The 18677-nt window shown below is 69.0% G+C and carries 18 protein-coding genes; 11 read left to right on the top strand and 7 right to left on the bottom strand.

Going from position 1 to position 18677, the window contains the following annotated elements; all coding sequences use genetic code 11:
• Positions 1-72 precede the first annotated feature (72 nt).
• Positions 73-363, top strand: a complete 291-nt coding sequence (locus tag AC2EBS_RS11220; RefSeq protein ID WP_484728506.1) for a BTH_I0359 family protein — start codon at positions 73-75, stop codon at positions 361-363.
• A 187-nt stretch (positions 364-550) separates the two neighbouring features.
• Positions 551-2884, top strand: a complete 2334-nt coding sequence (locus AC2EBS_RS11215) for an ATP-binding protein (RefSeq protein ID WP_484728505.1) — start codon at positions 551-553, stop codon at positions 2882-2884.
• An 11-nt stretch (positions 2885-2895) separates the two neighbouring features.
• On the opposite strand, the gene AC2EBS_RS11210 is transcribed toward AC2EBS_RS11215, so the two are convergent.
• Positions 2896-3309, bottom strand: coding sequence for a VOC family protein (locus AC2EBS_RS11210; protein ID WP_484728504.1), 414 nt, complete (start codon positions 3307-3309; stop codon positions 2896-2898).
• Positions 3310-3368: 59 nt separating this feature from the next.
• On the opposite strand from AC2EBS_RS11210, the gene AC2EBS_RS11205 reads away from it, so the two are divergent.
• Positions 3369-3863, top strand: a complete 495-nt coding sequence (locus AC2EBS_RS11205) for a retropepsin-like aspartic protease family protein (RefSeq protein WP_484728503.1) — start codon at positions 3369-3371, stop codon at positions 3861-3863.
• Positions 3864-3907: 44 nt separating this feature from the next.
• Positions 3908-4690, top strand: a complete 783-nt coding sequence (locus tag AC2EBS_RS11200) for a PhaM family polyhydroxyalkanoate granule multifunctional regulatory protein (protein WP_484728502.1) — start codon at positions 3908-3910, stop codon at positions 4688-4690.
• A gap of 12 nt (positions 4691-4702) precedes the next feature.
• Here AC2EBS_RS11200 and AC2EBS_RS11195 read toward each other — a convergent pair whose 3' ends face one another.
• The 5 genes from AC2EBS_RS11195 to AC2EBS_RS11175 form a co-directional block, all read right to left on the bottom strand.
• Positions 4703-5599, bottom strand: coding sequence for an EamA family transporter (locus tag AC2EBS_RS11195; protein ID WP_484728501.1), 897 nt, complete (start codon positions 5597-5599; stop codon positions 4703-4705).
• Between the two features lie 17 nt (positions 5600-5616).
• On the bottom strand, positions 5617-6597 hold the full coding sequence (locus tag AC2EBS_RS11190; protein WP_484728500.1) for an SDR family oxidoreductase: 981 nt from the start codon (positions 6595-6597) through the stop codon (positions 5617-5619).
• Positions 6594-7505: a bile acid:sodium symporter family protein gene (locus AC2EBS_RS11185; protein ID WP_484728499.1), complete on the bottom strand. Its 912-nt coding sequence runs from the start codon at positions 7503-7505 to the stop codon at positions 6594-6596. The genes AC2EBS_RS11190 and AC2EBS_RS11185 overlap by 4 nt, the downstream gene beginning before the upstream one ends.
• A 64-nt stretch (positions 7506-7569) precedes the next feature.
• On the bottom strand, positions 7570-8880 hold the full coding sequence (locus tag AC2EBS_RS11180) for a flavin-containing monooxygenase (RefSeq protein ID WP_484728498.1): 1311 nt from the start codon (positions 8878-8880) through the stop codon (positions 7570-7572).
• Between the two features lie 24 nt (positions 8881-8904).
• Entirely contained in the window at positions 8905-9750 is an 846-nt protein-coding gene (locus tag AC2EBS_RS11175) for an SDR family oxidoreductase (protein ID WP_484728497.1), read from the bottom strand.
• Positions 9751-9881: 131 nt separating this feature from the next.
• On the opposite strand from AC2EBS_RS11175, the gene AC2EBS_RS11170 reads away from it, so the two are divergent.
• From AC2EBS_RS11170 to AC2EBS_RS11140, 7 genes are all read left to right on the top strand, one after another.
• Positions 9882-10646: an IclR family transcriptional regulator gene (locus AC2EBS_RS11170; protein ID WP_484728496.1), complete on the top strand. Its 765-nt coding sequence runs from the start codon at positions 9882-9884 to the stop codon at positions 10644-10646.
• A gap of 139 nt (positions 10647-10785) precedes the next feature.
• Positions 10786-12300, top strand: coding sequence for an FAD-linked oxidase C-terminal domain-containing protein (locus AC2EBS_RS11165; RefSeq protein WP_484728495.1), 1515 nt, complete (start codon positions 10786-10788; stop codon positions 12298-12300).
• A complete protein-coding gene (glcE, locus tag AC2EBS_RS11160) occupies positions 12300-13385 on the top strand; it encodes a glycolate oxidase subunit GlcE (RefSeq protein ID WP_484728494.1) in 1086 nt (361 codons plus the stop codon). The genes AC2EBS_RS11165 and glcE overlap by 1 nt, the downstream gene beginning before the upstream one ends.
• A complete protein-coding gene (locus AC2EBS_RS11155) occupies positions 13372-14064 on the top strand; it encodes a class I SAM-dependent methyltransferase (protein ID WP_484728493.1) in 693 nt (230 codons plus the stop codon). Before glcE ends, AC2EBS_RS11155 begins: the two co-directional genes overlap by 14 nt.
• An 11-nt stretch (positions 14065-14075) precedes the next feature.
• Positions 14076-15332, top strand: coding sequence for a glycolate oxidase subunit GlcF (gene glcF, locus AC2EBS_RS11150; RefSeq protein ID WP_484728492.1), 1257 nt, complete (start codon positions 14076-14078; stop codon positions 15330-15332).
• A gap of 68 nt (positions 15333-15400) precedes the next feature.
• A complete protein-coding gene (locus tag AC2EBS_RS11145; protein WP_484728491.1) occupies positions 15401-17131 on the top strand; it encodes an alkaline phosphatase family protein in 1731 nt (576 codons plus the stop codon).
• Between the two features lie 112 nt (positions 17132-17243).
• Positions 17244-17717, top strand: coding sequence for a hypothetical protein (locus AC2EBS_RS11140; RefSeq protein ID WP_484728490.1), 474 nt, complete (start codon positions 17244-17246; stop codon positions 17715-17717).
• Positions 17718-17736: 19 nt separating this feature from the next.
• Here the strand turns inward: AC2EBS_RS11140 and AC2EBS_RS11135 are convergent, their stop codons facing one another.
• On the bottom strand, positions 17737-18540 hold the full coding sequence (locus AC2EBS_RS11135; protein ID WP_484728489.1) for a nucleotidyl cyclase domain-containing protein: 804 nt from the start codon (positions 18538-18540) through the stop codon (positions 17737-17739).
• Positions 18541-18677: the final 137 nt, after the last annotated feature.

Here is an 18677-nt window from a genome sequence, read left to right as displayed (position 1 = left end):
GCGCATGCAGTTCCCGCTGCTCTTGAAAGCACGTAGCCCGACCACAGCTACCAGCCCAAGGAGTACGACGCCATGCACATGCTCTACAACTCCAGCAGCTTCATCGTGGTCCAGTTCGACGTCCCCGTTGCCGACCATACGGTCAGCGAGGAGATCAGCGAAGCCGGCCTGCTGCTCAGCCGCGAAGGCTTCGAGATCGTCGACAAGTTCGCCCGCCGCGAGATCTTCATCGAGGGCGCGCTGGCACAGCAGTTCCAGGAAGGGGTCGAGACGCTGATGGAGACGGATCCGTCGGAAGACGAACTCGACGACTTCATCGAGCGCTTTGCCAACCTTGGCCAGCAGCCGGTGATCGTGCACTGAGCGCCTGGCCGGCGACAAAGCCGGCCAAGCGTCGATTCCGCACGCATCGGCGTGCCGCGCCGCGCTTGGCCGCCGGCCCAGCCTCTTGTCAGCGCGCCGGCGCTGCGCGAAAGTCGGTCGGCGCGCGACGCAGAACAAGAAGACAGACATCCCACGCCGGGTGGCCGTCGCGCAAGGAGTCGTGCCCATGCGCAAGCGTCTCGCCGACAGCGGCAGCAGCAGTAGCAGCAGCAGTCATAGCGTCTGCAGCACGCGCGTGCTCGCCTCGCCCGGGCTGAAGGAAGCGCCGGTGCTGGACCGCATGTGCTCGCACTTCGTGCTCACCCTGACCGTCAAGCACGGCTCGCGCTTCAGTCTGCGACGCGACTTCAACGGCCTGCTGTCCTTCACCGGCCGCCATCTGGTCTGGCCGCTGCGCGTGCTGCAGCGCCTGCGCGCCTATCTGGCGCAGCGCTGTCAGGGCAACGAGCTGTGGCGGGGCCACGAGGCCCTGTCGGACGAGGCCTTCCTGAACCGCCACGGCGTGTGGAACGGACCCTTTGCCGAAGCCACGCTGTTCTTCTACCTGGACGAGTACATCAAGGACGCGCCCAAGGACATGATGGCCCTGCTGGCCACCACCTGCGACTACCTGGATCGCCAGCTCAAGCGCGAATCCACGCTGGTGGAGAAGAACATCGATGCGCTGGCCGGCCTGCTGCAGCTGAACCCCGCCGAGCGCGCGCTGCTGCTCTACGGCACGCTGGCGCGCTATCAGCGCGAGCTGCGCGGGGCGCTGGTCGAATTCAAGGTCAACACCGCACAGGAGGCCTATGCCGCGATCGCCGCGGTGGCCGGCGTCGATGCGCAGGACGTCGCCGAGGCGCTGCGCGCCGGCTCGCGGCTGGAGCGCATCGGCATGGTGGAGAACCTGGTCTCCGAGCACAACATCACCGATCTCGCCGACCTGATGAAGGTCAGCGACCAGCTGCCGCCGGTGCTGATGCGCGAGTACCGCGACCCCGACGACCTGATGGCGGTGTTCACGCGGCCGGCGCTGAAGAGCGAGCTGGCGCCGCGCGACTTCGAATTCGTCGCCGAGGACCTGCAGGTGCTGGCGACGCTGCTGCGCGAAGCCGTGGCGCGCGGCCAGGCCGGTGTCAACGTGCTGCTCTACGGCCCGCCCGGCACCGGCAAGACCGAGCTGGCCAAGGTGGCGGCCGAGGCTGCCGGCCTGCAACTCTACGAGGTCGAGTACGCCGACCGCGACGGCCACTCGCTGTCGGGCCGCGACCGCTACCGCTCATTGCAGATCAGCCAGCAGTTCCTCAAGGCCAGTCGCAGCGTGGCCCTGCTCTTCGACGAGGTCGAGGACGTATTCCCGCCGCTGTCCACCGACACGGTGCAGCTGATGGCGCGGCTCGATGCCGCGCTGGACGCGCCGGCCTCGGGCTCGGTGTCGGGCAAGGCCTGGGTCAACCAGATTCTCGAGACCAATCCGGTGCCGGTGATATGGGTGACGAATCGCATCGAGCAGATCGACCCGGCTTTCCGCCGCCGCTTCCAGTACCACCTGGAGCTGAAGTCGCCGCCGCCAGGCGCACGTGCCGCCATCGTGCAGCGCGCGCTGGCCGACATGCCGGTCAGCGCCGAGTTCGCCGCGCGCCTGGCCGAGCGCCGCGGCCTGACGCCGGCGCAGATCCGCACCGCGGTGCGCTTCGCACAGCTGGCCGGCCCGCCCGCGGCGGCCGAGGCATTGATAGCGCGCCAGCTGCTCAATGCCGACAAGGCCCTGGGTCATGACGCGCAGCCCGGCCATGGCGAACGCCGCATCGTCACCCGCTATGCGCTGGATCTGCTGAACTGCGAATCGCGCTTCGAGATCCCGCGCATCGTCGAGGCGCTGAAGCGCCGCGGCAGCGGCCTGCTGTGCTTCTACGGACCGCCGGGCAGCGGCAAGACCGCGCTGGCCGAGCACATCGCGCAATCGCTGGGCCGGCCGCTGATGGTGCGCCTGGCCAGCGACATCGCCAGCAAGTATGTCGGCGAGACCGAGCAGAACATGGCGCGGATGTTCGAAGCGGCCACGCAGGAGAACGCGGTGCTGCTGCTCGACGAGGCCGACAGCTTCCTGCGCAGCCGGCGCATGGCCGAGCGCAACTACGAGGTCAGCGAGGTCAACGAGATGCTCGCCGGCATGGAGCGCTTCGCCGGCGTGTTCATCTGCACGACCAACCTCTTCGACGAGCTCGACGAGGCGGCGCTGCGCCGCTTCGCCTTCAAGATCCGCTTCAAGCCGCTGACCGAGACGCAGCGCGAGACGATGTTCCGCGCCGAGGCTGAGGTCGAAGCCTTGAGCGCTGCCCAGCAAGAGCGCCTCGCCGCGCTGGACCAGCTGACGCCCGGCGATTTCGCCGCGGTGCGCCAGCAGGAAGAGATCCTCGGCGAGAACCTCACGCCGGACGAGTTCCTCGCCCAGCTCGAGGCCGAGCACCGGCTCAAGCCCGAGGTGCGCTCACGCAGAGGCATCGGCTTTCGCTGACCCCTGGCTGCTCAAGTTGAAAAGGCGTCCTCCAGCCTCTTGAAGCCCTTGATCTCGATCGGGTTGCCGAAGGGGTCCAGCAGGAACATCGTCCACTGCTCGCCGGGCTGGCCGGCGAAGCGGATCTGCGGCGGCATCACGAACGCCACGCCAGCGGCCTGCAGCTTGTCGGCAAGGCGCTGCCACTCGGGCAGCTCGAGGATCACGCCCAGGTGCGGCATCGGCACCAGCTTGTCGCCGACGCGGCCGGTGGCTGCGGTGGCGAAAGGCTCGCCCAGATGCAGCGAAATCTGGTGACCGAAGAAGTCGTAGTCCACCCAGGTCGGCGCGCTACGGCCCTCGCGACAGCCGAGCAGACCGCCGTAGAAGGCACGGGCCTGCTCGAGATCACGAACATTGAAGGCAAGGTGGAATAGGCTGCGCATGATCGAGGTCGTCCGGAATGGAGCGGGAGAATCGGGCCAATCCGTGGCATCGTAGCGGCATGGCTCCCAGCACCCACAAGGAATTGCCGCACACCGTCAAGCTCGTCACCATCTGGCTGCTGGTGACGCTGGCCGTCTTCCTGGGCATCAAGGCCTGGGAGCATCAGAGCGCTCAGGCACGCATCGAGCTGCACGAAGGTCGCATCGTGCTGCAGCGCGGGCCGGATGGGCACTTCCACTGGCGGGGCCGCATCAACGGCATCGAGGCCGACTTCCTGGTCGATACCGGTGCCACCGGCACGGTGCTGCCGCGCCGCCTGGCCGAGCAGGCCGGGCTGCAGCTGGAGGCGCCGGTGCGCACCCACACCGCCGGCGGCGTGGTCGAGGGCCATATGGCCCGCGCCGATCTGGAGCTGATGGGCGGCGTGCGCGCCGAGCGGCTGCCGGTGATGGTGCTGCCCGATCTGTCCAAGCCGCTGCTGGGCATGGACCTGCTGGCCAAGCTGCGTTTCGTGCAACAGGGCGGCACCTTGAGCATCGAGCGGCCGCACTGACTGACGTAGGATGCGCGCAGGCCAACCCCCTTGCAGGAGCCGCGATGTCCTCCGATAGCAGCAGCTTCGTCAAACTCGTTCCCGGTTTCGACTTTCTCCAGGGTCTGGTGAAGAGCGCCGGCGCCGCACTGCCCGGCATCGGCCAGTGGGTGGCGCCCACCATAGACCCTGACGAACTGGAAAAGCGCATCGAGGAACTGCGCACCGTGCAGTTCTGGCTGGAGCAGAACGCGCGCACGCTGGGCGCCACCATCCAGGCCCTGGAGGTGCAGCGCATGACGCTGTCCACGCTGAAGACCATGAACGTGCCGCTGGCTGATCTGCGCGATGTGCTGGCGACGCCCACCGCGATGGGCCAGGCTGCAGCGGCGGCCGCCAGCAGCATGCCCGGCCTGATGGCGGGTGCCGCGACGACTGCTGCGAAGAAGGCTGCAGCGCCAGCCCGCAAGAGCAGTCGCAAGACGCCCCCCGGCCCGGCTGCGTCCGCTGCAGTGCCGCCCGCAGCGGCCGTGGACCCGATGCAATGGTGGTCGGCGCTGAGCCAGCAGTTCACGCAGATCGCCACGCAGGCGATGAAGGACAGCGCCGCCGACACGGCGAAGAACATCGCCGGCGCCCTGGTCAAGGGTGGCGTCGATGCCGCCGGCGAGACGCTGCGCAAGGCCGCCGGTGTGCCAGGCGCCATGGTCGACGCAGCGGCGCGCACGGTGGCCGGTACCGTCGCAAGCGCCGGCACCGCGGCTGCTCGCACAGCCGCGAATGCAAGAAGCCGCAGCAGCACCGGCAGAGTCGCCAAGCCCAAGGCCAGCGCGGCGCGACGACGCTGACGCGCCGCCTGCTCAGCGCCGCCAGATGGATTGCGGACGCAGCAGCCCCTGATTGATCAGCAGCCCCAGCAGCACGGCTGCGGTGCCGACCCACTGCAGCGGCAAGGGCTGCTCGCCGAACACCGCCGCTGCGGCCCACAGACCGACCACCGGCACCAGCAACGACCAGGGCACGATGCGGCCCGGACTGTGTCGCTGCAGCAGGCGCGTCCACAGGCTGTAGGCCAGCACAGTGGCGAGCAGCGCGAGATAGAGCACGGCGCCGACGCCGCGCACGTCCAGACCGGCCAGTTGCTGCTGCAGCGCCACCGGGCCGTCCTGCCAGGCCGCCAGCGCGAAGAAGGGCACGATGGGGACCAGACTGCTCCAGACGATGAAGCCCAGCGGGTCATAGCTTCCGTGCTGCGCTGCCGCGACGCGGCTGACCAGGTTGGACACCGCCCACATCAGCGCGGCGCCCAGCGTCAGCACGAAGCCGATCAGCGTCATCTGCCCCGGCCCCTGGCCGTGCGCGCTGGCGATCGCCACCAGACCGGCCAGCGCCACCGTCAGGCCCAGCCACTGGCGTGGCAGCGCACGCTCGCCCAGCAGCGGCACAGCCAGCAACAGCGTGAAGAAAGCCTGCGTCTGCATCACGACCGAAGCCATGCCCGCCGTCATGCCCAGTTGCAGCGCGGTGAACAGCAGGCCGAATTGGCCCACCCCCTGGGCCAGGCCATAGCCGACGAGGTAGCGCATGGGCAGCTTTGGCAGCCGCACGAAGAGCAGCAGCGGCAGCGCCGCCACGCTGAAGCGCAGCGCGCCCAGCAGCATCGGCGACAGCCCCTGCAGGCCCAGCTTCATGACGACGAAGTTCAGGCCCCAGATCAGCACGACAGCCAGCACGCGGGCCACATCGCCCGCGGACATCGGCGTATGCGCGGCGCTCACAGCGGCCGGCCCTGCTGCTGGCGTGCCGCGATGAAGGACTGCAGCGCCTCGCGGCTGCTCTTGCGCGGCCGGTAGCCCAGCTCTTCCTTCAGCCGCTGGTTGGCCAGCACCGGACGGTAGCGCAGGAAATCGAGCTGCTCGGGACCGTAGCGCGAGACGCCCAGCCGCGAGCCCAGCCACAGCGCCGCGCGCAGCAGGCCCGGCGAAAACTGGCGCGTGCGCTTGCCCAAAGCGGCGGCGATCTCGTGGATGCTCAGCGCGCCGTCGCCAGCCACGTTGAAGCAGCCGGCCTTGCCCGTCTCGATGGCATGCAGGAAGGCGCCGACCACGTCCTCGTCCCAGATGAAGACGAAGGGGCTGTCACTGCCGCGGATCGCGATCAGCCGAGGTTTCTCGAACAACGCGGTGATCTGGTTGTCCACCCGCTCGCCGAGGATGGTGCCGATGCGCAGCACCGTCTGCTTCAGCTGCGGATGCGTGCGGCGGTACTCGGCCAGCATCTCCTCGACCAGGCGCTTGTGGTGCGCATAGGCGAAGACTTCGTTGCCGCGCAGCGCGTCGTTCTCGTCCAGCCAGGCCGGGTTGTCTGCGTGGTAGCCATAGGCCGCACCGCTGGAACTGACGAGGATGTGCTGCACGCCGTGGGCGACGCAGGCCTCGAGCACATGGCGCGTGCCGCCCACGTCGACCGCGTACTCGAACTCGCGATTCGAATCGCGCCCCGGCGTGACGATGGAGGCCAGATGCACCACGGTATCGAAGCCGTGGTGCGCCATGCTGGCCATCACGCCGGCGGCATCGCGCACGTCCTGCTGTTCGTAGATCACGCCGGCGATGCGGCGCTCATCGGCCACCGCGCGCACGTCCTGCGCGACAACGTAATGGCCCTGCGCGGCCAGCGCCGCCACCAGGCTGCGGCCGAGAAAGCCGTCACCGCCAGTGACGAGGATGCGTTTCGATGCGTTGGCGCTGCTCATTGCGGTCGCCCCTCGGCCGGCTTGCGCCCCCACCAGCTGGCCAGCGCCAGGCCGGCGATGATGTCCCAGAAGCCCCAGACGCCGGCCACCACCGCCATGCCGCCCAGGCCGCCGAAGAAGCCGAAGATCAGCACCAGCCCCAGACCGGCGTTGCGTATGCCCACCTCGATGGAGACGGCGCGACGCTCGTACTCCTTCAGCCCGGTGAGGCTGGCGCAGACATAGCCGATGCCGAAGGCCAATGCGTCGTGCAAGACCACGGCGACGATCACCAGACCCACGTAGTCGAGGAAGTAGCGCCAGTTGCCGGCCACCGCGGCGAGGATGAACAGCACCAGGCAGGCAAAGCTGGCGATGCGCGCCGGCTTCTTGATGCGCTCGGTCAGCGCGGGAAAGCGGTTCGCGAAGGCGATGCCGAGCACGAAGGGCAGGCCGATGATCGCAATGATGTGCCCGCCCATCTCCAGCGGGTCCAGCGCGATCGAGCGCAGCAGCGGCGCAGCCGTGGGATGCAGGCTGCCCCAGAAGGCCACGTTCAAGGGCATCAGCACGATGGCCAGCGCATTGGAGATCGCCGTCATCGACACCGACAGCGCCACATTGCCGCCGGCGCGGTGCGTCAGGATGTTGGAGATATTGCCCGGCGGGCAGCAGGCCACCAGGATCATGCCCAGCGCGATGCTGGGCCCGGGCTGCAGCAGCAGCGTCAGCACGAAGGTGGCCGCCGGCAGCACGATGAACTGCGCCGCGATGCCCACCGCCATCGCGAAGGGCATGCGCAGCACGCGCCTGAAGTCCTCGGCCTTGGTGTCCAGCGCGATGCCGAACATCAGGAAGCCCAGCACCACATTGAGCAGCACCAGCGAGGCGGGATTGAAGTTGAGGCGGACCTCGTCGACAGGCAGCATGGTGGGGGTCTCCTCCCGTGGACGTTCTTGCTTGCTTGCTGGCAGTGGCTGGGCGGACGCGCAATCAGCCCAGTTCGGCGCTGGCGGCGCGCACGGCGGCGCGGTAGGTGTCCTTGTGGACGTAATAGGCCATGCGCTCGAGCTTCAAATACTTGAAGCCGCCGCTGAGGTCAGGCGCCGGGCCGGCCTTCTTGGCGGCGAAGCGCGCGCCCTTGTCAGTGCCGCTGGCCTTGAAGGCGCGGGCGATCAGCTCGGCCTGCTCGTAGCGGCCCTGCCAGCCGATGCCGCTGGCTTCGATCATGCCCATCACCGCCAGGTTGTCGTAGCGCGGCGCGAAGATGTTCAGGTAGAGCTGCGGCGCCTGGCCTTGCCAGTTCAGCAGCTCGCGCGCGATGAAGGGGTAATGCAGCTTGTAGCCGGTGGCGGCCAGCACCAGGTCGTAGTCGCCCTGCGTGCCGTCCTTGAAGTGCACGGTCTTGCCGTCGAAGCGCGCGATGTCGGCCTTAACGCCGATATCGCCATGGCCCAGGTGGTGCAGGATCAGCGAGTTCACCACCGGGTGCGACTCGTACATCTTGTAGTCGGGCTTGGGGAAGCCGAAGCGCACCGGGTCGCCGGTGAACCACTTGAGGATGACGCTGTCGATCTTCTGCTTCAGCCAGGGCGGCAGCTTCATGCCGCCCACCGTGTCGGCCGGCTTGCCGAACACATACTTGGGCACGAAGTAGTAGCCGCGGCGCACCGAGATGTCCACCTTGCTGGCGCGGTGCACCGCATCGACCGCGATGTCGCAGCCCGAGTTGCCGGCGCCGACGATCAGCACGCGCTTGCCCTCGAACAGCGCGGCGCTCTTGTAGGCGCTGGTGTGCAGCAGCTCGCCGTCGAAGCGGCCTTCGAAGCGCGGCATGTTCGGCTCGGCCAGCGTGCCGTTGGCGATGATCACGCCCTTGAACAGCGCCTCGCGCGCCTCGCCGCCCTCGCCCTCGCTCCAGCGCACGCGCCACAGCGGCGCAGCGCCCTCGCCCACCGGCTCGACCTGCAGCACGCGGGCGTTGAAGCGGTAATGCTCGCGCAGGCCGAAGTGCTCGGCGAAGGCGCGGAAATAACCGCAGAGCTCGCGGTGGCTGGGGTAGTCGGCCACGCTGTCCGCCATCGGGAACTCGGCGAACTCGGTCATGCGCTTGCTGGAGATCAGGTGCGCCGATTCGTAGACCGTGCTGCGCGGGTTGGCGATGTTCCACAGCCCGCCGACGTCGGCATAGGTCTCGAAGCCGACAAAGGGCAGGCCCAGCTTCTGCAGATTGCGCGCCGCGGCCAGGCCCGAGGGGCCGGCGCCGATCACGGCATAGCTGTTGCGGGTATCGGAAGTGCTCATGGATGTGGAGAGTAGGGAACAGGGTCAGGTCTTGCTATCGAGACTTGTGCTGTCGTCGCGGCGTTCGGCCTCGGCAGCCAGGCCGGGAATGGCGGTGGCGCCGGCCTCGCCGACGCGCGGCTTGCGCGGCTGGCCAAGCAGGATGCGGTCGTGCCAGGCGGCGGGCAGCAGGCCCAGCGCACGCACCAGCCAGGCCATGCGCCGCGGCAGCACGATCATCTCGGCGCCGCTCGCGCTGCGCGCCAGCAGCTGGCTTGCCGCCGCGTCGGGCTCCATCAGGCCAGGCATCTTGAAGCGGTTGCCGGCGGTCAGCGCGGTGCGCAGATAGCCGGGGCAGACGGTGGCCACATGCAGGCCGCTGCCGCGCAGCTCGGCGCGCAGGCTCTGCAGGTAGGCGATCAGCCCGGCCTTGCTGGCGCAGTAGGCGCCATTGCCGGGCAGGCCGCGCCAGCCCGCCAGACTGGCCACGCCAACCAGGCTGCCGCGGCCGGCGGCGCGCATTGGCGCCAGAAAGGGGTGGAAGGTCGTGGCCACGCCGAGCAGGTTGATCTCCAGCATGCGGCGCATCACCGCCAGATCGCTGCGCTGCGCGGTGTCGAAGCCGCCGGCCACGCCGGCATTGGCAATGACTAGATCAGGCACGCCTTGCCTTGCCATCCAGTCGTCGGCCACGGCCCGCATCGCCGCCGTATCGCTGATGTCCAGCGTGTAGACGGCGCTGCGCTCCGGCGCCAGCGCGCGCAGCGCTTCGAGCTTGCTGCGGTCCAGGCCCAGCAGCGCGACGCTGGCGCCCTGCGCCAGCAGCTCGCACGCCAGCGCCTGGCCCAGGCCGCCACAGGCACCGGTGATCACGGCATTGCGATAGCCCATCCGCTTTGTCTCCTCGCCCGGCTGTTCGTGCAGCCAGATCGTCGCTTTGACCTTGGTATTTGCGCGCAGCTTAGCCAGCGCAGACAATCGTCTTGCTTTCTTTTGCTTATCTGTCTCAATTTTCGAGATTCATGCCGTCAACTGACGATTCACCGGGCCTGCGCCTGATCGAACTGCTGGAGCTGCTGGCCGCGCAGGGGCGGCCGCAAAGCCTGGCCGAGCTGCTGGCGCTGGGCCGCTGGCCCAAGCCCACGCTGCACCGCATGCTGACCCAGCTGGAGACCGGCGGCCTGCTGCAACGCGAGCCCGACGGCCGCCGCTATGCGCTGGCCGGCCGCAGCCTGCGCCTGGCCGAGGGGCTGCTGGCCGCCAGCGCGCAGCAGGGCGTGCGCCATGCGGTGCTGAAGGCCCTGGTGGCCGACATCGGCGAGAGCTGCAACCTCACCGCGCTGTCGGGCGCCGAGGTGATCTACCTGGACCGCGTGGAGACCGCCTTCCCGCTGCGCCTGGAGCTCAAGCCCGGCACGCGCGTGCCGCTGCACTGCTCGGCCAGCGGCAAGCTGTTTCTCGCCTTCGCGCCGGCCCGCCAGCGCAAGACCCTGCTAGACGGCCTGACGCTGACCCGCCACACCGCCACCACGCTGGCCGAGCGCCGCGCGCTCGACGCCGAGCTGGAGCGCATCCGCCGCGACGGCTACGCGGTGGACGACCAGGAGTTCGTCGAAGGGCTGAACTGCGTGGCCGTGCCGGTGCGCGAGCCCGGCGCGAAGGACAGCGCGCCGGCCCGCTGCGCCGTCGCGCTGCAGGCGCCAACCGCGAGGCTGCCGCTGGCGCAGGCATTGACGCTGCTGCCGAGGCTGCGCGAGGCGGCGGCGGCGCTGGGGCGCAGCCTCTGAGACCGGACCCGCCCGCATGGGGCGAGACCGCGATTCCACGCCTGCCGGTCACTAGCGTTTGAACCGGCAGACGCACTTCTGTCAGCGCCGGCGCCAGGCCTGCAGGCTACAGTAGCCCTCCAAACTTGGAGTGCCCCGCGTGAACGCCGTGCTCGCCCCCTCTACTGCCGCTGAAACCAGCACCAGCATCGACCGCGCCGCTCGGCAGGCCGAGGTCGTCGCCGCGCTGTCGGCCGCGCTGCCCGCGCATGCGCTGCTCTGGCAGGCCGAGGACACGATCCCCTACGAGTGCGACGGCCTGTCGGCCTATCGCGAGCGACCGCTGGTGGTCGCGCTGCCGGAGACCGAAGATCAGGTGGCCGCCGTGCTGCGCATCTGCCATGCGCTGCAGGTGCCGGTGGTGGCCCGCGGTGCCGGCACCGGCCTGTCGGGCGGCGCGCTGCCCAATGCGCTGGGCGTCACGCTGGCGCTGGCCAAGTTCAAGCGCATCCTCGAAATCAATGCCTATGCCCGCACGGCACGCGTGCAGTGCGGCGTGCGCAATCTGGCGATCTCCGAAGCCGCGGCGCCGCATGGCCTGTATTACGCACCGGACCCGAGCAGCCAGATCGCCTGCACCATCGGCGGCAATGTGGCCGAGAACTCCGGCGGCGTGCACTGCCTGAAATACGGCCTGACGCTTCACAACGTGCTGCGCGTCAAGGGCTTCACCATCGACGGCGAAGCGGTCGAATTCGGCTCCGAGGCGCTGGATGCCGCCGGCCTGGACCTGCTGTCGGTCGTGGTCGGCAGCGAGGGCATGCTGGCCGTCATCACCGAAGTCACCGTCAAGCTGGTGCCCAAGCCGCAGCTGGCGCGCTGCATCATGGCCAGCTTCGACGACATGCGCAAAGCCGGCGACGCGGTGGCCAACATCATCGCCGCCGGCATCATCCCCGCCGGGCTGGAGATGATGGACAAGCCGATGACTGCGGCGGTGGAAGACTTCGTCCACGCCGGCTACGACCTGACGGCCGAGGCCATCCTGCTGTGCGAGAGCGACGGCACGCCGGAGGAAGTGGCCGAGGAGATCGAGCGCATGAGCGCGGTGCTGCGCGCGAGCGGCGCCACCGGCATCGCGGTCAGCGAGAACGAGGCGCAGCGCCTGAAGTTCTGGAGCGGACGCAAGAATGCCTTCCCGGCCTCGGGCCGCATCAGCCCCGACTACATGTGCATGGACTCGACCATCCCGCGCAAGCGCCTGGCCGACATCCTGCTGGCCATCCAGCAGATGGAGAAGAAGTACGGCCTGCGCTGCGCCAACGTCTTCCACGCCGGCGACGGCAATCTGCATCCGCTGATCCTCTTCGATGCCAACGATCCGGACGAGCTGCACCGCTGCGAACAGTTCGGCGCCGAGATCCTCGAGACCAGCGTCGCGATGGGCGGCACGGTGACCGGCGAGCATGGCGTGGGCATCGAGAAACTCAACAGCATGTGCGTGCAGTTCTCGCCCGAGGAGCGCGAGCAGATGCTTTCACTCAAGCGCGCCTTCGATCCGCTAAGCCTGCTCAATCCCGGCAAGGTCATCCCCACGCTGCATCGTTGCGCCGAATACGGCCGCATGCATGTGAAGAAGGGGCTGCTGGCCTTCCCCGAGCTGGAGCGTTTCTGATGACGACGATCCAGGACTTGCAAGAGCGCATCAAGGACGCGGCAGCGGCCGGCAGGAAGCTGTGCCTCCGCGGCCACGGCAGCAAGGACTTCTACGGCGAGGCGCCGCAGGGCGAGCCCTTCAGCACGCTGGACTTCGCCGGCATCAGCGCCTACGAACCCAGCGAGCTGGTCGTCACCGCCAAGGCCGGCACGACGATCGCCGAGCTGGAGGCGCTGCTGGCCGCGCAGGGCCAGCATCTGCCTTTCGAGCCGCCGCGCTTCGGTGGTCGCGGCACCGTGGGCGGCATGGTCGCCGCCGGCCTCTCGGGCCCGGCGCGCGCCGCCGCCGGCACGGTGCGCGACCATGTGCTGGGCCTCACGCTGATCAACGGCCGCGGCGAGGCGATGAACTTCGGCGGCACGGTGATGAAGAACGTCGCCGGATACGACGTCTCGCGGCTGATGGCCGGCGCGATGGGCGTGCTGGGCCTGATTGCCGAGGTCTCGATCAAGGTGCTGCCGTTGCCGGTAGCCAGCGCGACGCTGCGCTTCGAGATGGACGCAGCCACCGCGCTGCAGGCGCTGAACCGCTGGGGCGGACAGCCGCTGCCCATCCAGGCCAGCGCCTGCTGGGACGGCGCGCTGCTCGTGCGCCTGGCCGGTGCGCGTGCCGCGGTCGAGGCGGCTCAGCGCACGCTGGGCGGCGACCTGATCCCGCAAGAGCTGGCCCTGCCCTTCTGGACCGGGCTGCGCGACCAGAGCGACGAGTTCTTCGCTGGCGCCGAGCGTGCGGTGCAGGGCGGCGCCAAGCTGTGGCGCCTGTCGCTGCCGCAGACCGCGCCGGTGCTGAATCTGCCGGGCGAGCAACTGGTCGAGTGGGGCGGCGCGCAGCGCTGGCTCACCACGCCGGCGCCGGATGCGCAGCTGCGCGAGGCCGCCGCGGCGCTGGGCGGACATGCGACGCTGTATCGCGCGCTGGACAAGCGCGGCAGCGGTGCCTTCGCGCCGCTGAGTGCACCGCTGCTGCGCATCCATCGCGAGCTGAAGAAGTCCTTCGACCCGCAAGGCGTCTTCAACCCCGGAAGGCTTTATGGCGACCTCTGACCCCAGCGCTGTTCGCTCGCAAGAAGAGCTGATGCCGCGCTACTACGCGCAGCGCGCGCAGGAGTACGAGCGCGTCTTCGCCAAGCCGCATCGCCAGGCCGACATCGCCACGATGAAGGCCTGGCTGCGCCGCCAGTTCGCCGGCCGCCATGTGCTGGAGGTGGCCACCGGCACCGGCTTCTGGCTGCCCGAGGCCACGGCCGAGGCGCTGAGCTGGCAGGGCACGGACCTGAATCCCCAAGTGCTCGAAGTCGCGCGGACCAAGCCGCTGGATTTCGGCAAGGTGCAGCTGCGCCTGGCCGATGCCTATGCGCTGGACCTCGTCGCGCCGGGTGCGGCCTCGACCTATGACGCCGGCTTCGCCGGGCTGTGGTTCTCGCATGTGCCGCGCTCGCGCCAGGCCGAGTGGCTGGCGCAGTTCCACGCCCAGCTGCAGCCGGGCGCGCGCGTGGTGCTGATCGACAACGCCTATGTCGAAGGCGACAGCACGCCGATCGCGCGCGTCGATGCCGAGGGCAACGGCTACCAGCTGCGCCAGCTCTCCGACGGCAGCACGCACGAGGTGATGAAGAACTTCCCCAGCGAGGCCGAGTTCCACGCCCTGCTCGCCGGCCACGCGCGCGACATCGCCTGGCAGCCGCTGCGCTACTTCTGGGCCCTCAGCTACACCTTGAACTGACCGATCGATCGATGCAGACCCATCTCGCCCCCGAGTTCCAAGGCACGCGCGAAGGCCAGGAGGCCGAGGAGATCCTGCGCCGCTGCGTGCACTGCGGTTTCTGCACCGCGACCTGCCCGACCTACCAGCTGCTCGGCGACGAGCTCGACGGCCCGCGCGGCCGCATCTACCTGATCAAGCAGGTGATGGAAGGCGCCACGCCGACGCGCAAGACGCAGCAGCACCTGGATCGCTGCCTGACCTGCCGCAACTGCGAGAGCACCTGCCCCTCAGGCGTGCAGTACGCCAATCTGCTGGAGATCGGCCGCAACGTCGTCGAGGCCAAGGTCGAGCGGCCCCAAGCCGAGCGCGCAGTGCGCTGGTTGCTGAAGGAAGGCCTGACCTCGCCGCTGTTCAAGCCGGCGATGAAGCTGGGCCAGCTGATGCGGCCGCTGGTGCCGGCCGGCCTGAAGGACAAGGTGCCGGCCAAGGCGCCGCCGCGCGCGCACCAGTGGCCCACGCGCACGCACAAGCGCAAGGTGCTGATGCTGCTGGGCTGCGTGCAGCCGGCAATGCTGCCCAACATCAACAGCGCCACCGCGCGCGTGCTTGATGCCGCCGGCATCCAGACCCTGGTGGCCGATGGCGCCGGCTGCTGCGGCGCGGTGCGCAGCCACCTGAACGACCATGAGGGCGGCCTCGCCGATATGCGCCGCAATATCGACGCCTGGTGGCCGCTGGTCGAGGGCCTGACCGACGCCGGCAAGGTCGAGGCCATCGTGATGAACGCCTCGGGCTGCGGCGTCACGGTGAAGGACTACGGCCGCGCGCTGGCGCATGACCCGGCCTATGCCGAGAAGGCCAAGCGCATCGCCGAAGCGACCAAGGACCTGAGCGAGCTGCTGCCCGCGCTGGTGCCGGCGCTCAAGGGCCGCCTGCCCGGCAAGCGCCGCAGCGGCAAGCTGGCCTACCACCCGCCCTGCACGCTGCAGCATGGCCAGCAGCTGCGCGGCGGCGTCGAGGCAGGCATGCGCGAGCTGGGCTTCGAGATCGAGCTGCCGCCCAGCGACAGCCATCTGTGCTGCGGCTCGGCCGGCACGTATTCGGTGCTGCAGCCCGAGCTGTCCAAGCAACTGCGCGAGCGCAAGCTCGAGGCCATCGCGCCGCTGCAGGCGCAGACCATCGTGTCGGCCAATATCGGCTGCATCCAGCATCTGCAAGCCGGCAGCGCAGCGACGCCGGTGCGCCACTGGGTGGAAGTGCTGGACGACGCGCTGGCCGGGCGCTGAAGGCCTTGCAAGGCCGGTTTATGCTCCGCCGCCTGTGCACCCCACGGGCCACTCGCGCCATGCCGACCATGCAGAACAACAAGCCCTCGCTGCTGTCCCTTGCCGCTGCTGTAGCCGCATTGCTGGCCGGCTGCGCGTCGACGCCGACGACTGCGCCGCTGCCGCCCGGCCCCGAGCGGCCCAAGCTGGTCGTGCTCTTCGTCGTCGACGGCCTGCCGCAGCGCCAGGTGCTCGGCTACCGCGACCAGCTGGCCGAGGACGGACTGCGCCGCTTCCTCGACCGCGGCGCCTGGTTCGCCAATGCGCACTATGGCTATGGCCACACCGTCACCGCGGCGGGCCACGCAACGCTGCTGAGCGGCGCCTACCCCGAGCGCAGCGGCATCATCGGCAACGAGTGGCGCGACCCCAAGACCTACGAGAACGTCTACTGCACCAGCGACAGCGCCTACCAGTACATCGGCCACAAGACCGCGCCGCTGGCCGGCACCAGCCCACGCAAGCTGAAGGTCGAGACCCTGGGCGACGTGCTGCGTACGCTGGACCCGGCCTCCAAGGTCATCGGCATCTCGGGCAAGGACCGCGGCGCCATCCTGCCGGCCGGCCACAAGGGCACGGCCTATATGTACATGGGCAGCACAGGTCAGTTTGCGTCCAGCAGCTACTACATGCAGCAGCACCCGCAGTGGGTGCAGGCCTTCAATGCGGCCAAGCCTGCCGATGCCTATTTCAAGAAGAGCTGGACGCCCTTGCTGCCCGGATATGACTGCCCCCATCCCCCCGAGGGGGACAAGCAGGCTAGGGGCGGCCCGTCGCCTGCTTGCGCCTATGCCCGCTCGGTGCCCGACGGCCAGCCCTGGCAGTACAGCGGCGGCAATGGCAACACGCTGCCGGCGGTGATCGGCGACAAGATGGACGCGCCGGGGCCGCGCTTCTACGAGAACCTCATCGCCACGCCCTTCAGCGATGCCTTGACGCTGGACTTCGCACGCGCCGCGATCGAGGGCGAGCAGCTCGGCGCCGACGACAAGCCCGACATCCTCTCGGTCAGCCTCTCGGGCCACGACTATGTGAACCACGCCTTCGGCCCCGAGTCGCGGCTGTCGCACGACCACCTGCTGCATCTGGACCGCCATCTGCAGGCCTTCTTCAACTACCTGGACCAGCGCGTCGGCGCCGGCAACTACGTGGCTGTGCTCAGCGCCGATCATGGCTTTGCCGACACGCCGGAATGGACGCAGAGCCAGGGCAAGGACGCCGGCCGTATCAACCCCAGCCAGGTGCTGTCCTGGCTGAATGCCGAGCTCGCCAAGCAGTTCGGCGCCGACAAGCTGGCGGTCGGCTACTCGGCCTCCGGCCTGCTCTTCGACGACAAGCTCATCGCCGCACGCGGCCTGGAGCCCAAGGCGGTCCACCAGGCGGCCAAGGCGCTGCTGCTGCAGGTGGACGGCATAGCGGCGGTATTCACGGCCGACCAGCTTGCCGGCAACGACACCGGCACGCCCTACCTGGCGGCGATGCGCAAGTCCTGGCACCCGCAGATCAGCGCACCGCTGCAGATCGTTGTCAGGCCCGGCTGGCTCTACAGCTCGCGCGGTGGCGGCAGCTCGCACGGCACGCCGCACGCGTACGACACCCATGTGCCCATCCTCGCCTGGGGGCCGCGCTGGGTGGGCCGCGGCGAGGTCAAGACCAGGGTCGAGGTGGCCGACATCGCGCCGACCCTGGCGGGCCTGCTGCGGGTGCCAGCACCGGCCCAATCCCAGGGTCAACCCTTGCCCTTGCCGCTGACGCGATAGGCAGTCCGACAGGCACGTTCAGCGGCGCGCGCGGCAGTTGATCACGAACCGGGCCGGCCGGATTGACAGAGCTCAGTTGCTCCCCCGGCCCCTTCGCCTCTAGCATCACGGCATGTCAAGCGCCGAGAAGGACCAATCCGGGGGTAGCCTGCGCAGCGAGCACTTCGCGCCAGGACCATTCCGGCCGCATGGCAGCGTGGAGATGTGGAAGGATGGCTCGGTCGTTCACCTGATCGCCGAGGGGCCGTTCAACCTGGAGACCGTGCATGGCGTTGGTCGCGCGATGAAGGAGTTGTTTGCGACCCAGCCGCCACAGGGCCGCTTTGTCGACATCCTCGAGATGCGCACCAGCATCATGGCGTCCATGGAAGTGATGACCGCTTTCGGCCGCTTCCTTGCGGAGATGAGCAGCGCCAAGACCGCTCCGCTGGCGGTGGCCTATGTGGTCGCGCCCGAAGTCGAAGGACGCAGCCTGATGCTGCCGATCTTTGCCCGCGTCTATGCCGAGCACGGCCGGCGCTTCGCCGCCTTCGAAACCATGGCCGAGGCGCGCGCCTGGGCGCTGGAGCAGCTGGGCAGAGACTGAGCGCACTCTCTGCCGGCGCTCAATCGTCCAGAACAGCCAGGCGGCCTCCAGGCCCCGCGCGGGACAAGGCCTCGCGCAGACGATCCTGCAAAACTTCGAAGGGCTCACCCCAGCGCGCCGCCACCAGGCCAGCCGAACAATCCGGCAGCTCGTGCTCATCTCCATCCGGCTGGCTCAGCCGGGCGAGCACGCGCTCCACCACCGCACGCCCCTGCCCGAGTCCGGCGGTGGGCAGGATCAGCAGGTACTCGTTCGGGCCGAAGACACCGCAACCGTCCTCCTGACGGATACTGGACTGCAGGCGCCGCCGCGCCTGCTGTAGGCCTGGCGCACCGGCCTGTGCGTCAAAAGACAACAGGGCCGCGCACAGCGGCCAGCACTGGTCATTGACCAAGGTGCGCTGCAGCAGCCGCAGGGTGGCCTGCCGCTCAGGAAGCACCACCGGAGCAAGACCAGCACTCGATGCGCCAGCATGCTGGCGCGGCCGCGCCACCGGTCCGTCGAGCAGCGACGTGACATCGGTCGCCACCATCAGCAGCCAGCCCTCGGCGTCGCAAGTCTCAGTCATCCAAAGGCTGCGCCCATCACAGAGCTCGACCAGATAGGCACGATAAGGCAGACGACGGCGCTGCACCCGGGCCGCCTGCACCCAAGCCGTTGGGTCATCGGCGCACAGTAGCTCGCCCTGCTGCAGCGCGTGGTTGCGCACCATCATGTCGGCCCACAACGGCATTGGCCCCGCGTCGGCCCGCCAATAGACCTGACGGAAAGCCTCATTGGCCCAGGCCAGTCGGTCGGCAGGATCAAAGACGGCCGACAGCACCCCACTGCCCTGCTGCAAGGCAAGCAGCAGGTCGGCAAATGGCGTCTGAGCATCGGCAGCTGACGGCATATGTCACGGATGTCTGCGACATCATCGAGTCGGTTTGGCACATCCTAGCGTCTTGTCTGCCCTGAGCA

It is taken from the genome of Roseateles sp. T103 (genome assembly GCF_057219915.1).
Note: the sequence above shows the minus strand (reverse complement) of the source record. Positions and strands in the feature narration are given on the sequence as shown.